Here is a 14,350-nt window from a genome sequence, read left to right as displayed (position 1 = left end):
AGTTTTCCCGATGAAAGCACTTTTGATGGCAACAGCTGCCGTTATGGGTTTCAGCGCTTTTGCTGCCCAGGCTGAAGAAGTGGTGAATGTTTACTCTTCCCGTCACTATCAGACCGACCAGGCGCTGTATGACGATTTCACCAAGGCGACAGGCATCAAGGTCAACCTGATTGAAGGCAAGGGCCCTGCACTGGTTGAGCGTATCAAAAGTGAAGGTGAAAACAGCCCGGCTGACGTTCTGATCACCGTTGATGCGGGCAACCTGTGGCGCGCCGAGCAACAGGGTGTGTTCCAGGCTGTATCTTCTGATGAGCTGGAAAGCCGTATCCCTGCAAACCTGCGCCATGAAGATGGCAAGTGGTTCGGCCTGTCCACACGCGCCCGTGCAATCTTCTACGACAAAGCCAAGGTCAAGGAAGGCGAGATCACAAGCTATGAGGATCTGGCTGATCCGAAATGGGCTGGTAAGGTCTGCATCCGCAAGTCTTCCAACATCTACAACCAGTCTCTGCTGGCGTCCATCGTCGAGCACAAGGGCGAAGCTGCTGCTGAAGAGTGGGCGAAAGGCGTTGTTGCAAACTTTGCCCGTCAACCTGTCAGCGGTGACACAAACCAGCTGCGCGGCATTGGTTCCGGCGAGTGTGTTGTTGCTGTTTCCAACAGCTACTACTTTGCGCGTCTGATCAAGAAGCCAAAGGATTCCGACAAGGGTCTGGCCGAAAAACTCGGTATCGTGTTCCCGAACCAGAATGATCGCGGCACACACGTGAACATTTCAGGTGCAGGTGTGACTGCTCACGCTCCGCATCGCGAGAACGCGGTCAAGTTCATCGAGTATCTGGCGAGCGATTCCGCTCAGCGCTACTTTGCTGATGGCAACAATGAATACCCTGTTGTGGAAGGTGTTGCGCCAAACTCCACCATCAAGTCCTGGGGTGACTTCAAGGTCGATACCATCAACGTAAACGCTTACGGTGAAAACCAGCCGACAGCGCAAAAGATCTTTGATCGCGTTGGCTGGAAATAATCCGGACACCCCGGCCTGAGAATATTTTGCAGGCTCAGGAAAGGTCGCGCCATTGGCGCGGCCTTTTTTGTTTTCAGAAACAGGTGCCGTTGATTTCTGCCCATCTTTGCCTGAGGCTGTCGCCCTGTCCGGTGAAGCTGTCTTCCAGCACGGCGCTGGACAGAACGCGGTCGGCGCGAAAATGGCGGAAGTCCTCCCGCAGTTCGCACCAGGCCGCGATGACCACGGTTTCGGCGTAATAGATCAGGGCAAGGGGACGAATGGTCCGCTCTGAGAATTCCTGCTCCACATTGCGGTAGTGCAGGCAGACCTTGTGCTCCTGCCTGATGGCCTCGCGAAGGGCGGAGAGATCGATGTGACAGGGAGGCTCTGCGCCCCAGCTTGTGGAGAAGAGAGTTTCACTGATCTTTGTTGCCTCGCACAGCTTCGATGCCGCGCGCAGGGCGGCCTTTTCCAGGCTTTTGTCTCCTGTGCGTGCGATCATGCTCAGACCGACTGAAATGGCTTCGGCTTCTTCAATGTCGAAGTTGATCGGTGGCAGGTCATAGCCCTTGCGCATGATATAGCCGACACCGGCCTCCCCCTCTATGGGGATGCGCATGGACTGCAGGGAGGCAATGTCGCGATAGACCGTTCGCTTTGTGACTTCCAGCTGCTCTGCCAGATCCTGTGCTGTCAGTGGTTTCGAGGCACTGCGAAGCGACTGAATGATTTCGAACATCCGTGACGAGCGCATGGCTTCCCCTTTCTGCTGTCTCCCGGTCTTTTTACCACAGACTGCTGACAGATACATGTCAGCAGTCTGTTGTTATCCCTGTTTCACGACACAGGCAGTAATTCTGGAATGGGGAGGGTCATCATCATGATCAGAGCAGGAAATCAGGTCCGTTCGGACTATCGTCTGGGGCTGTTGTTCATCACGCTGTCCACTCTGGCCTGGAGTACGGCGGGGCTGTTTACCCGTTTCATTGAGCTGGACACAGCAACAATGCTGGTCTGGCGTGGCCTTTTCGGAGGGGTTGGCATTCTGGCCGTTGCCTTCTTTTTACAGGGGCGAAAGCTGTTCCGGGATCTGTTGCATCTCGGCTGGGCAGGGTGGGGCTTTGCGCTTATTTCTGCGGGCGGGATGCTCTGTTATATCAATGCCTTGCGTATCACGACGGTGGCTCATGTCGCCATTATCTATGCAACAGCGCCCTTTGTGGCTGCGGCGCTGGCCTGGCTGGTGTTGAAAGAACGCCCCGCCAGCAGCGCGCTCAAGGCCAGTCTTGTCTCGCTCGCGGGGATCGGGATCATGGTCGGGCTTGGCGTGGAAGGTGATCTGTTCGGGGATCTTCTGGCCTTTGGCATGACCCTGTCGCTGGCCTTTATGATGGTGATCTCGCGACGGTTCCGTTCCCTTCCGGTCGTGGCAGCGTCCGGTTTGTCTTCGCTGATCAGCGGGCTGGTGGCTGTCCCCTTTGCGGAGAGCCTTGCTGTTTCCTCCTTTGAACTGGGGCAGCTTGCGCTTTTCGGGCTGGTCAACTCGGCTGTTGGATTGCTGTTCTTTACGCTTGGTGCAAAGCTTTTGCCTGCCATTGAAACGGCGCTGATCGGTGCGCTGGATGCGCCGTTGGCCCCGATCTGGGTGTGGCTGGTCTTTGCCGAGACACTGGGGCAGGCAACACTGTATGGCGGGGCGATTGTTCTGGTGGCGGTCTTTGCCCATCTGGTCGTGCAGAACCGCAAACCGGGCAGGCGCGGGGAAACGGGGGCCTGTTAGCCCCCGCGTGGTTTTGCCTCAATAGAAGACAAAGGCTGTGTAGCCTGCAATGATTGCCATCGAGAAAATGACTGTGACAAAGGCGATCAGCAGCTTTGTTGTAAAGAGCGAGCGCAACAGGATCACCTCTGTCAGACTGGCACCGGCACTGCCGATAATCAGTGCAAGGATCGTCCCGGCACTGACACCCTTGAGCATCAGGGCATCGGCCAGCGGAATCACAGCGGTTGCACGAATGTAAAGCGGGACACCGATAATCGCAGCAACGGGGATGGCAAGGGGATTGTCAGCTCCGGCAAATCGTTCCAGCAGACCGGTCGGCATGTAGCCATAGATCGCGCTGCCGATGGAAATGCCCAGCAGCAGATAGGGCAGCACACCAACGTAGTCCTTCCAGACCTCACGCCACAGGGCAAGGTACTGTTCGCTTTTTGATTGCGGAGCAGGGCTGCTGCCTCCACAGTCGTTCTGTGAACTGCTCCCGCCGGAGCAGGTGTTTTCAGTCGGCAATCCGCAAGAGTTGTCCGCAGTTCCACAGGCTGTTGCCGTGGCAGGTTCCTCGCTGCTGCGGATAAAGCGGTTGAACTTTAACCGATGCAACAGCCAGCCGGAACCAAGGGAAACCAGCAGTGCGGCCAGAACGTAGATCGCTGTCAACCTGAAGCCGAAACTGGCCGTCAGAAGCACCACCACAACCGGGTTCAGAAGCGGAGAGGTGAAGAGAAACACCATCATGGGACCAAAACCTGCGCCAGCCTTGATCAGTCCCTTGAGCATCGGAATGGTGGAGCAGCTGCAAAAGGGTGTGATGGACCCGAGTGCGGCAGCGAAGAAGTAGCCTCTGCGTCTGCCGGAACTGAGCAGGCGTTCAATCGTCGATGCAGGAATGTGGCGTTGCAGAATGCCGACAAGATAACTGATCCCCAGAAAGAGGACAGAAAGCTCCACGGCGAGAAAGGCAAACATGCCCAGTGTGTCTTGTAGCTGTTCAGGCATCTCTGATAATCCATATTTCTAGTTTTATCGAATTAATGATAGAATGCTCTTTTTTGAGAGGCAGTCAATCAATAATTCGACTTTCATGGAAATAATTAGCTGTATTGCTTTTATATCAAGCACTCACTAGGCTTTTGGAGCTGTCGAAATACGGGATGAGACTCTGATGGAACACGAAACTGCTGCAGCCAGTCTGGCCGAGCTGGGCAACACACACCGCCTTGCTGTCTACCGCTTTCTGGTCAAGGCCGGACACGGGGGATCGAGTGTTGGTGATATTCAAAAAGCTATTGGCATTCCGGCCTCGACACTGTCTCACCATCTGTCACGCATGGCAAAGGTCGGCCTGATCCGGCAGGAAAAGAAAAGCCGCACGATTTTCTGCATTCCGGAATATCAGCATCTGTTCAGTCTGATTGATTTTCTGAAAGAGGAATGCTGTTCCGGCGAACCCTGCTAGACCGGCCAGAGAGCTTTGTGGGCTTCTGTGAACAGATCCTTGATATCTTGTCCGTGTGGTGATCGTCGTCCGCACGGGATTTGCTGATGGCTGTGTGCCCGGCGTTTCCTTGCTTTAAGTCTCCCGATCAGCCTGTCTTTTACAGGAAACGGCAAGGGATTGTGAAGCGTCGGATTGTGGGACAGTCCTTTGTGAGTGCAAAGAAAAAGGCCACGTCCCTGTGCGTGGCCTTTTGTGTGTCGGAAGAGGGATATCAGGCTGTCTGTTTCAGCAGGGCTTCGCGGTAGGCCACGATATCCTCGATGGTCAGCACAGGGAGATTGTGCCTGATGCCGAACTCGACAATTTCCGGCAGACGGGCCATGGAGCCGTCAATATTGGTGACTTCGCAGAGCACACCGGCGGGCGTGAGGTCTGCGAGCATCGCCAGATCGATGGTGGCTTCGGTGTGTCCACGACGTGTCAGAGTGCCACCTGTTCGCGCACGCAGGGGGAAGACATGACCCGGGCGGGCCAGATCGTCGGGGCCGCTTTGCGGATCAATGGCTGTGCGGATGGTGGTGATGCGATCGGCGGCGGAAACGCCGGTGGTCACACCGCGCTTTGCCTCGATGGTCACGGTAAAGCCGGTGCCCATGCTGGAGCTGTTGTCCTGCACCATCTGGGGCAGTTCCAGCTCGGCAACACGCTCCTCGCTCAGGCAGAGGCAGACGATGCCGCTGCATTCGCGGATCATGAAGGCCATCTGCTCAACGCTCATGGTTTCTGCCGGATAGATCAGATCGCCCTCGTTTTCACGATCGGCGTCATCCATCACCAGAACACCCTTGCCGTTGCGAAAGGCCTCGATGGCGCGTTCAACACGTTCTGCTGCTGAACCGAAGCGGGCCAGCAGTTCCTCACCTGTCGGGGTGTGGTCATTTGCAACTGTGTGGTCAGTATCAATCTGATTCATGGGTTCTCATCCCTAAAAGACTTTGTGGGTGAACCGGAATCAGGGCTCTTCGAAAGACTATGAACCCGAAGATATCCTGTGGATACCTGCAAGGCGCACAGCAAAGTGCCAGCAGTATCACGCACGGCCCAAGGGGCATGCGCAAGGCGGCTGGCAACCTATCCTCTTCCATCCGGACTGTAACCGTCGGCTCTGGAATCTGACCAGATCTGCTGACCCTCCGGCACAAAAGGCCAGAGGCGCTCGCGGGCTTTCCTGAAAAGGACTACCGCCGGTCGGGAGTTTCACCCTGCCCTGAGAACAAGCTCTGTTTTGTCGGATCCAGACGACCCGACCTGCCCAGAATAAAAAGGCCGCATTGTCCTTGCAAGACAAATACGGCCTCTTTTTCGGCTGTGAGCGACAGATTGGTCGCTGTTTACTTCATGGCCTCCGGACCTGAAGGCCGCGGTTCAACATAGCCGTCGGCAAAGATTTCAGCTTCGAAAGCCCGCAGACGCTTGTAGACAGAGATCAGCTCGACAATGGTGCTCCAGGAGCGAACGAGGAACTGGAAGGAGCTTTCCACGCGACCAAAGGCCCGAACGATCTGTTGCATGACACCCAGAGTGATGGCACCGGACACAATGGTCGGGGCAAGGGCGATGTAGGGCACGAGGACTCCGAACTGCAGATAGGACCATTTGGCGACGTCGAAGTACATGTAGTGGAAGAAAAGACGGAAGTAGTTTTTCCGCACGTTCATAAAGAGTTCCTGAACGGTTGGCGGTGAGGCGCGGTCCTCGTGATCTTCGCCGTAAACCAGCTCCTTGCGATAGGCTGCTTCCACCTTCTGGTTGTTGAATTCCAGCCCGGGCAGCTTGATTCCGACTGCTGCAAGAACGGCTGTGCCGAACAGGGCAAATATGATGGCCACATAGACCAGTGCATGATCAACCTCGCCCAGAACGGGGACTTCCTTGATCTGTTTGGACAGTTCCCAGAGGATCGGAAGAAAGGCAAAGAGTGTCATGACGGAATCAAGCAGATTGCTGCCGAGGGATTCCATAATGGCCGCGAAGCGCTTGGTGTCTTCCTGTACGCGCTGGCTGGCTCCTTCAATATGACGCAGGCGATGCCAGTAGGACATGTAGTAGTTGTTCATGGCCTGACGCCAGCGGAAAACCCAGTGTTTTGTGAAGAACCCCAGCATCACAGCGATGATGATGTAGATCCCGGCAATCTTTCCGAAGGTCCAGAGGAAGTCATAGAATTCCTCCATTGTGATGGCATTGGGTTCGCCGAGTGCTTTTTGAACAAGATCATAAAAACCGCCAAACCACTCGTTAATCTGGACATCGACCTGAACCTGATACCAGGTTCCGCCGATGATAATCATCATGCCAAGCCAGGCCCACCAGAACCATTCACGGGAAAGAAAAAAGGATCGAAACATTTCGAAAGTCACTCGTTTTTTTATGAGAGGGCGCCCGGAAGGGGACGGCCAGAGATATCGCAGTCTTTCACAGACATGGGGTCGGGAACAATAAATTTTGCTTCATAACCTGCTCCGCGAATTTCAAATGGCTGTGAAGGGGCTCAGGCTGGGGCACAAAAGTGGCAGCTTTGCGGAAGGCTTTGACGCTGTTTGCAGTTTTTGCAGCAGGTGTCACTCTGTTGCTGCTGCCTTATTGCTGGCTGTCCAGTTTGCGCGCAGCCAGCCTGTCGACCAGCCAGTGCAGGGTTACGGACATAAAGGCCAGAACAATCAGGCTGGCAAACATCAGATCGATTTTTACCCGGCCATTGGCGAGCAGCATCAGGTAACCCAGTCCGCTTGATGCTCCGACCCATTCGCCGATCACAGCCCCGATTGGCGCATAGACGGCCGCCAGCCTCAGGCCTGACCCCAGTGAGGGCAGGGCGGCAGGGATGCGCACGCGTGTCAGGATGGTCCAGCGGCTCGCTCCCATGATCCGGGCCTGATCCAGATAACCCCGCGGTGTGTTGACCAGCCCGTCAAAGAAGGCAGAGGTCACCGGGAAATAGATGATCAGCAGGGCCACCGCGATTTTCGAGGCCATGCCATAGCCCAGCCAGAGCGTGAAGATTGGGGCCAGTGCAAAGACGGGAATGGCCTGCGAGAAAACCAGCACAGGTCGCATGATGGCCCGGGCGGTGGGTGAGTGGGCCAGCTGCAGGGCTGTCATGATGCCGAAAAGCGTGCCGACCAGCATGCCCAGAAGAACCTCGGCAAGCGTGGTCAGGGCGTGTTCTCCGATCAGGGCTGCGTTGTTGTAAAGCGCCTGGGCAACCCGCCAGGGGGAGGGGAGAATAAAATGCGGCAAGCCTGTCAGCCGGACAAGGAGATCCCAGAACGTTACAACCAGAACAATGACAAGCCCGATGCGCGCCCAGCCCGGCAGGCGGAGAACCCAGGGCAGCTTTGCTGGAGAGGCCGGATGGTTCATGCGCTTGCCTCCTCTGGCGTGTTGCCCATCAGGAGACGATAGAGCTGCCCCTGACAGGTCAGGGTTTCGGGATCGTCCAGTGGGCGAACGGGCGGGCAGGCCGGTGCCGGAACGCTTTGCAGGCCGTCACGGGTCAGAAGGTTGATCTCCTGTCCCAGTCGTGCCGCTTCTGCCGGATCGTGTGTCACCAGCAGGACTGTGCGGCCCTCCAGCAGTTCAACAGCAAGCTCCTGCATCCCTGCGCGGGTTTTTGCATCCAGTGCAGAGAAGGGCTCATCCAGCAGAACCACGGGGCGATCCTCCATCAGGGTTCGGGCAAGGGAGACCCGTTGTCTCTGTCCGCCCGAAAGCTGGTGGGGCTTGCGTTTTTCATAGCCGCCCAGACCGACGCGATCAAGAATTTGCAGGGCACGGCTGTGATCGGCCGGTTCATGACGCAGGCTGGCTCCCAGACAGACATTGTCCAGCACAGTGCGCCAGGGAAACAGCAGGTCGGCCTGGGTCATGTAGGCAATGCGACCATTCAGGGGGGCGCTGTCGGAACAGGTGATGGAGCCGTCAAAGATGACATGGGCTTCCAGTCCGGCCAGCAGGCGCAGAATGGTGGTTTTGCCGACACCGGAAGACCCCAGCAGACAGGACCATTGTCCGGCGGGGAGCGTCAGTTCCAGAGGTGGAAAGAGCAAGCCTTCCCCTGTCGAGGCGCTGCCTTTGATTGTCACGCTGAAGGCTGGTGTCATTGCGGCTTTGTCCGGGTTCTCTGCAAGGGAAATGAACTGTGTTCTTTCTAGGCGTTCAGAGGCAATTTGACCAGCTTTTTCAGATGGTTTCGCTGTTACGGACTGCTGAAAGACAAGGGTTTCAGCTGAAATCCGTGACGACTGTCACACCGGAAAGACCAAACTGGTCCATACCGGTCAGGGCAGGGATGGACTCTGCAAGGGAAATCCGTTCGCCAATCAGTTTTTCCGGGGCGAGCTTTCCGGACTGAATCATGTTCAGCATGGCGTCGTAGCGATGGGCCTGCATGCCGTGGCTGCCGATGATTTCCAGTTCAAGACCGATAACACGGTCCATCGGGAGGGCTGTGTTGGCGTGATCGGCGAGCAGCAGCCCGACCTGGATGTGCCTGCCCAGACGTCTGAGGCATTTGACCGAGTTCACACAGGTCACGGGATGCCCCAGTGCATCCAGAGAGACATGCGCACCGCCTTTGCTGATCTCGAGGATTGCCTCGGCGACATCAGGGGTTTTGCTGGCATTGATAGTCCAGCCTGCCCCGACAGAGCGGGCGAGTTCCAGCTTGTCTTCGGCAATATCCACGGCAATGACGCTGGCGCCGATGGCATTGGCAATCATGATGGCAGACAGTCCCACGCCGCCACAGCCGTGAACGGCAACCCACTGTCCTGCCGAGACCCTGCCCTGGTCCACAACAGCGCGAAACGATGTGACAAAGCGACAGCCGAGACTGGCCGCCGTCGCAAAATCCAGTGTTTCGGGCAGGTGAACCAGATTGACGTCAGCATTGTGAAGCGCGACATATTCTGCGAAGGACCCCCAGTGGGTAAAACCGGGCTGGGTCTGGGTTGCGCAGACCTGGTGATTGCCGGAATGGCAGTCGGGGCAGCTTCCACAGGCGCTGATAAAAGGGACGGTGACGCGATCGCCAACGTTGAAGCCCCTGGTGTCGCGGCCGACTTCCTGAACGATGCCTGCAAACTCGTGGCCGGGGACATGGGGCAGTTCGATGGAGGAATCATGCCCCATCCAGCCGTGCCAGTCGCTCCGGCAAACACCGGTGGCCTCGACTTTAATGATCACGCCTTCGGGGGACAGCTCCGGATCTGGAACAGTTCTGATGTCCGGCTTGCCAGTGAAGGTTTCGTATACAACGGCTTTCATTCTTCTGTTCCCCTGTTTGGTTGTTGCAGCAAAGACGGGCTCTGCTTTCAATCATACAGCTTTTTACCGGAAAGAGCCTTGCCGGAATGGGTTGCTGCTCTTGAATTTGAGCAATAGTCTTCTTTTGAAAGACAAATAATGAGGGGATTCTTCTAATGTCAAAACTGGATCAGGTGGATCTTGGCATTCTGACACGCTTGCAGGACAACGGGCGGGAGACCAATGCCAGACTTGCAAGCGCACTTTCTCTCAGCGAAACACCCTGTTGGCGGCGGCTCAAGAGGCTGGAGGAAGAAGGTTATATCGAGGGTTATCAGGCCAGTTTGAACCGCAGAAAGCTTGGACTGGGGGTTATGGCCTTTGTCCAGATCAGCTGTTTGAAACACGATCAGGACACCACCGGTGAACTGGAGCGCCTGATCCGCAACTCGGACAATATCCTGTCCTGTCACAACACAACGGGGAGTGCCGATTTCCTGCTGCAGGTGGTGGCAAGGGATCTGGATGATTACAGCCGTTTTGTGGATCAGGTCCTCAGGAAGCTGCCGGGAATTTCCGATATTTCGTCCAATCTGTCTCTTCGGGAACTGAAGTCTTCTTCCCGCCTGCCGCTGTCACTGGTGGACACGGACAGGGGGTAGGAGCGTTCACAGCCTTTTCCCTTCCGGTTCGCAGGCGCTTTGCACAGATACCTTGCACAGACACTGTGAGGCTGGGGCCAGTCAGTCCCTGTCGGTCTCGCCAGCGTTTTGAAAGAGTTCGGCATAGAGATCGGAAAGCTCGATCCCGTTGTTTTCGGCAATGGCTGTGATGTCTGCATTCTGGAAATTGTCCAGCGCACACTGCCTCAGGCGTTCGAGCCAGACCGCGTGTTTGTCGCCATCACGATCATTGTCCCTGTTCCCGTAGGCGAGCAGGGCATTGTGGGCCGTTTTGGCCAGCTGGAGCTGGATTTTCTGGTTGTCCGGCCATTGCTCCGCCAGTTCGACCACGGGAATACCCCACGTCTCCAGGGCATTGTGCTGACCGGCGTTGCCATAGGTGCTGGTGGCATTGACCGCAGCCATGGCAAGTTCAAGCTGCATCTGTGGTTCGTCCGGCCATTCCCGGGCCAGTGTCTTGATGCGATCCCCCCAGTCTTCCAGCGCGTCAAACTGGCCGGAATCGCCATAGGCGTTGATGGCGTTGGCTGCGGTTCTGGCATGCCTGAGCTGGATTTGCCGATCCTGTGGCCATTGTTCTGCCAGCGCTTTCATGCGGTTGCCCCAGTTTTCCATGGCCTCGAACTGACCGAGGTTGCCATAGGTGCTGGTGGCATTGACCGCAGCCATGGCCAACCTGAGCTGAATGGCGGGATCATCAGGCCACTTTTCAGCCAGTTCCTCCATGCGGGCACACCATTCCTCAAGTGTGTCCAGCTGATTGGCTTCCCCATAATCGTGAATGGCATTGACGGCCCCGCGGGCCAGCTGGAGCTGAATGGGCTGGTCTTCCGGCCATTGCTCCGCCAGTTCCTCCATCTGCTGGCTCCAGTCCTCCAGCCCGTCGAACTGGCTGGCGGTGCCATAGTGACCCATGGCGTTGACAGCCGCGATGGCCAGTTCGTGCTGGATGTCCTGATCCTCGGGCCACTTGCGAGCCAGCTCCTTGATGGCGTTGCCCCATTCCTCCATCGCCTCGAACTGGCCCATGGTGCCGTAGGTGCTGGTGGCGTTGACCGTTGCCATGGCAAGCTCATGCTGGATCTGCTGGTCTTCGGGCAGGTTTCTGGCCAGTTCACTGATGTGTTTGCCCCATTCCTCCATGGCTTCGAACTGCCCCAGAGTGCCATAGTGGAGCATGGCACTGACTGCGGCTTCGGCACGCTTGAGGGAGATGGACTGGTCAAAGGGCCTGCTGTCGGCGTAGTGCTGGATGCGTGCGAGCGCCTCCTGGATTTCTGTCACATCCGAACTGTCCTGTGCGACCACCATCAGGTCATTTTCGAACTGTTCATGCAGCCAGGCACAGAATTCGGGGCAGGCGCTTTTGAACACGCTCCACAACTGGGCGAGCTTTTCCCTGTGTTCCGGCAACAGCAGGAGCTTGCTCTTGCTCAGATTGCTCAGACGTTTGAAAAAGGCGTCCGGGTTTGCACGCGCGGCCTTCTTGGCTGTTTTCTTCCAGTTTCCGGCCAGATCAATCCAGTTCAGGACAGCCTGATTGGCCAGGTGATCCGGTGACTGCGGAGGAACAAACCCCTTCTGATCATCCGCTTTTCCCTTTCCGTTCAGTTCTGCTCCGGTCAGGAAACTCTGTGCGGCTCTGCCAAATATGTCGGAAAGCTTGCCTCCGGCTGCCGGTCCGCTCAACGCGGCAAAGGCAAGCAGATCCTCCTGTGTTTCAGGTTTGCTCTCCGTGTCCTTTTCGAGGGTGGGCGCAGGCGGCTTTTCAGGAGCTTCTTTCGGTTTTGACACTCTGTCCTGCTTTTTGTCCTTGCCGGGTTTGCTGTCCGGCAGGGCAATTGCTGCAGGAGCTTTTCCCGGTTTTGGATCTGCCTTGCGATCTTCCCTGTTGTTGCCGGGCGGAGGGCTGTCCGGTGCGGCAGGAGAATTGATTTTCTCCCGGTTCAGGGACTTTTCCGAGTAGAGCGCATCGGGAAACCTGGACCACATGTAAAGGATTGCCAGCAAAAACAATGTAATGGCGACCAGGAAAATCAGGGTTGGAGAGAAGAGGGATCTCTCGGCACTGCCGTCATCACTGCCAAAAAAGTCATTGATAAAGGCGAAGACAACAGCGGTGTTCTGCCCCAGAGACTCCATAAAACCCGGCAGGAAACCGGGCAGAAGATCCCGTTTCTGAAAGACGACTGTAACCAGCGTGATCACGATGAGAAGGAGGATGACTCCCAGATTGCTCTTTGATTTCATGCTGATTGACTTTACCTGATACTTTATTTTTATGCAGAGACTCTAACCCGGCCTGTGAGCTTAGTTCACTCTCCTTAAGAATTGGTATCCAGCGGAAAGGTCCTGCGGTTTTTGTGCGGGCCTTCCGGACCTTGGCCCGATGCTGAAAGCAGGACATGAAAAAACGGGGAAAGAGCACCTGGCTCCTTCCCCGTTGAAACAGCTTGTTTTTCGGGATTTTCCTAGGGGTTCAAACCCATTTCCCAGAAGCCGACCTCCAGTTCGGTGGCCTTGTCAAAACGCCTGCTCAGGGCCGTCCATCGCGGGGCCTTGAGATAGTCTTTTCCGAGTCTGTTCAGAACAGCGCTGTCCAGAAGTGCACCGACGGCCTGACAGGCATCCTGATATTCCGGACCGGAATAGGTGTCGATCCACTCCTGATAGGCATCAGAGCTTCCGGTTTCCTTGAGGCGCAGGCCGATCTCGCCATAGCCGAGAACGCAGGAGGCAAGGGCTGCCATCAGGTCCAGAAAATCACCGCTGTATCCGGCTTCCAGCACATAGCGTGTGTAGGCCAGATTGGCTGTGGCTTCAGAGGTTGCCATGATGTCGGTTTCACTGATGCCTTCGCGTGCACAGGTTTCGATATGGAGCTGAAGCTCTTCGTTGACCAGCGCATTGACAGTTCCGGCTGCGATCTTCATTTCCTCCAGCGTTTCTGACTTGGCAGCGGCCAGAGCCCAGGCGCGGGAGAAATGGATCAGGAAGATATAATCCTGCTTCAGGTAGTGCAGAAAGGCTGCGCGTGGAAGGGTGCCGTCGCGCATCCCCTCCACGAAGGCGTGGTGCGTGTAGTCTGTCCAGACCGAACCGCAAGCCTTGCGCCAGTGCCCGAAAACCGTGCCGTAGTCGGGTTGGTTAGCCATCTGTGGACACCTCGACAGCCAGCTTTTCGATTGGCGTGATGTTTTTGGTCAGGCCGGACTCTTTCAGGAAGATCTCGAAGTCTTCATAGCGGCCCTTGTCAAAGGCAGCCGGACGGAGGGCAAAGCGGGGGAGGGTATCAACCCATGCCTTTGAATTCAGTTCGTCCTGCAGTTCCTTGGAGGTGCCGGAGAAGATTTCCCAGCTTTCCTGCGGGTGGTTCACGATGAAACGTGTTGCCTTTTCAATGGCACGCAGGAAGGCTGCAACAGCGTCCCTGTCCATTGTTTCCGGGTTTGCGATGTAGATCAGTTCGTCATAGGTTGGAACGCCTTCTTCCTCGACATAGAAGCAACGGCCTTCAACGCCGTCGATTTCCATCTGGTTCAGCTCGAAGTTCCGGAAGGCACCGATAACGGCATCCACCTGACCGGACATGACAGACGGGGAGAGAGACCAGTTCACATTGACCAGTTCCACATCATCCACGGAAACGCCGTGGTTGGAGAGAATGGCGTGCAGGACGGCCGTTTCAACACCGGAAACGGAGAAGCCGATTTTCTTGCCCTTGAGGTCCGCCACGGACTGGATCGGACCATCCTTGAGGGTCAGCAGGCAGTTCAGCGGTGTTGCAACGAGGGTTCCCACCCACTTGAGCGGGAGACCTTCCTGAACCTGCAGGTGCAGATCAGGCTGGTAGGACACAGCCAGATCAGCCTTGCCGGCAGCGACCAGCTTTGGCGGATCGGCAGGATCAGCCGGAGGAACGATTTCAATTTCCAGTCCCTCGTCGGCAAAGTAGCCCTTTTCCTGGGCAACGATGATCGGGCCGTGGTCCGGATTGATAAACCAGTCGAGGATCAGGGTCTGTTTTTTGAGGTCTTCTGCCGCCTGGGCCGAGAAAGCCAGTGCAGAGAAGGCTGCACCGAGGAGGAGTTTCTTCATGGAGAGCATGATGAGAGTTTCCTTGTTATCGCTTT

General features: G+C 56.4%; 14 protein-coding genes and 1 riboswitch. Of the genes, 4 read left to right on the top strand and 10 right to left on the bottom strand.

Annotated elements, in window-relative coordinates; genetic code table 11:
• Positions 1 to 10: 10 nt before the first annotated feature.
• Positions 11 to 1,027: a Fe(3+) ABC transporter substrate-binding protein gene (locus AAAH10_RS05900; RefSeq protein ID WP_343561545.1), complete on the top strand. Its 1,017-nt coding sequence runs from the start codon at positions 11 to 13 to the stop codon at positions 1,025 to 1,027.
• 73 nt (positions 1,028 to 1,100) lie between these two features.
• Here AAAH10_RS05900 and AAAH10_RS05895 read toward each other — a convergent pair whose 3' ends face one another.
• Positions 1,101 to 1,763 (bottom strand): helix-turn-helix transcriptional regulator, encoded by a 663-nt coding sequence (locus tag AAAH10_RS05895; RefSeq protein WP_343561543.1) that lies wholly within the window; start codon positions 1,761 to 1,763, stop codon positions 1,101 to 1,103.
• 126 nt (positions 1,764 to 1,889) lie between these two features.
• Between AAAH10_RS05895 and AAAH10_RS05890 the strand changes: the two genes are divergently transcribed.
• On the top strand, positions 1,890 to 2,789 hold the full coding sequence (locus AAAH10_RS05890; protein ID WP_343561541.1) for a DMT family transporter: 900 nt from the start codon (positions 1,890 to 1,892) through the stop codon (positions 2,787 to 2,789).
• Positions 2,790 to 2,807: 18 nt separating this feature from the next.
• Here the strand turns inward: AAAH10_RS05890 and AAAH10_RS05885 are convergent, their stop codons facing one another.
• Positions 2,808 to 3,785: a permease gene (locus AAAH10_RS05885; RefSeq protein WP_343561539.1), complete on the bottom strand. Its 978-nt coding sequence runs from the start codon at positions 3,783 to 3,785 to the stop codon at positions 2,808 to 2,810.
• A 166-nt stretch (positions 3,786 to 3,951) separates the two neighbouring features.
• Here AAAH10_RS05885 and AAAH10_RS05880 point away from each other — a divergent pair, with 166 nt between their 5' ends.
• Positions 3,952 to 4,245, top strand: coding sequence for an ArsR/SmtB family transcription factor (locus tag AAAH10_RS05880; protein ID WP_343561537.1), 294 nt, complete (start codon positions 3,952 to 3,954; stop codon positions 4,243 to 4,245).
• Positions 4,246 to 4,498: 253 nt separating this feature from the next.
• Here the strand turns inward: AAAH10_RS05880 and ribB are convergent, their stop codons facing one another.
• The 5 genes from ribB to AAAH10_RS05855 form a co-directional block, all read right to left on the bottom strand.
• Positions 4,499 to 5,200 (bottom strand): 3,4-dihydroxy-2-butanone-4-phosphate synthase, encoded by a 702-nt coding sequence (gene ribB, locus AAAH10_RS05875; RefSeq protein WP_343561535.1) that lies wholly within the window; start codon positions 5,198 to 5,200, stop codon positions 4,499 to 4,501.
• Positions 5,201 to 5,356: 156 nt separating this feature from the next.
• Positions 5,357 to 5,506, bottom strand: a riboswitch (FMN riboswitch).
• A gap of 112 nt (positions 5,507 to 5,618) precedes the next feature.
• Positions 5,619 to 6,635 (bottom strand): peptide antibiotic transporter SbmA, encoded by a 1,017-nt coding sequence (gene sbmA, locus AAAH10_RS05870; RefSeq protein ID WP_343561533.1) that lies wholly within the window; start codon positions 6,633 to 6,635, stop codon positions 5,619 to 5,621.
• A gap of 232 nt (positions 6,636 to 6,867) precedes the next feature.
• A complete protein-coding gene (locus tag AAAH10_RS05865; protein WP_343561531.1) occupies positions 6,868 to 7,650 on the bottom strand; it encodes an ABC transporter permease in 783 nt (260 codons plus the stop codon).
• Entirely contained in the window at positions 7,647 to 8,390 is a 744-nt protein-coding gene (locus tag AAAH10_RS05860) for an ABC transporter ATP-binding protein (RefSeq protein WP_343561529.1), read from the bottom strand. Before AAAH10_RS05860 ends, AAAH10_RS05865 begins: the two co-directional genes overlap by 4 nt.
• A 121-nt stretch (positions 8,391 to 8,511) precedes the next feature.
• On the bottom strand, positions 8,512 to 9,555 hold the full coding sequence (locus AAAH10_RS05855; RefSeq protein WP_343561527.1) for a zinc-dependent alcohol dehydrogenase family protein: 1,044 nt from the start codon (positions 9,553 to 9,555) through the stop codon (positions 8,512 to 8,514).
• 155 nt (positions 9,556 to 9,710) lie between these two features.
• Between AAAH10_RS05855 and AAAH10_RS05850 the strand changes: the two genes are divergently transcribed.
• Complete coding sequence (locus AAAH10_RS05850) at positions 9,711 to 10,196, top strand: Lrp/AsnC family transcriptional regulator (RefSeq protein ID WP_343561525.1); 486 nt, start codon at positions 9,711 to 9,713, stop codon at positions 10,194 to 10,196.
• A gap of 81 nt (positions 10,197 to 10,277) precedes the next feature.
• Here the strand turns inward: AAAH10_RS05850 and AAAH10_RS05845 are convergent, their stop codons facing one another.
• The 3 genes from AAAH10_RS05845 to AAAH10_RS05835 all read right to left on the bottom strand — a co-directional run bounded on the left by AAAH10_RS05845 (position 10,278) and on the right by AAAH10_RS05835 (position 14,324).
• On the bottom strand, positions 10,278 to 12,467 hold the full coding sequence (locus tag AAAH10_RS05845) for a hypothetical protein (RefSeq protein ID WP_343561523.1): 2,190 nt from the start codon (positions 12,465 to 12,467) through the stop codon (positions 10,278 to 10,280).
• Between the two features lie 221 nt (positions 12,468 to 12,688).
• Complete coding sequence (tenA, locus tag AAAH10_RS05840) at positions 12,689 to 13,372, bottom strand: thiaminase II (protein WP_343561521.1); 684 nt, start codon at positions 13,370 to 13,372, stop codon at positions 12,689 to 12,691.
• Complete coding sequence (locus AAAH10_RS05835) at positions 13,365 to 14,324, bottom strand: ABC transporter substrate-binding protein (RefSeq protein ID WP_343561519.1); 960 nt, start codon at positions 14,322 to 14,324, stop codon at positions 13,365 to 13,367. The genes tenA and AAAH10_RS05835 overlap by 8 nt, the downstream gene beginning before the upstream one ends.
• Between the last annotated feature and the right edge of the window lie 26 nt (positions 14,325 to 14,350).

The sequence above is a fragment of the Carbonatibacter coralli genome, assembly GCF_039592655.1.
GTDB classification, from domain to species: Bacteria; Pseudomonadota; Alphaproteobacteria; order Kiloniellales; family Kiloniellaceae; genus Carbonatibacter; species Carbonatibacter coralli.
Note: the sequence above shows the minus strand (reverse complement) of the source record. Positions and strands in the feature narration are given on the sequence as shown.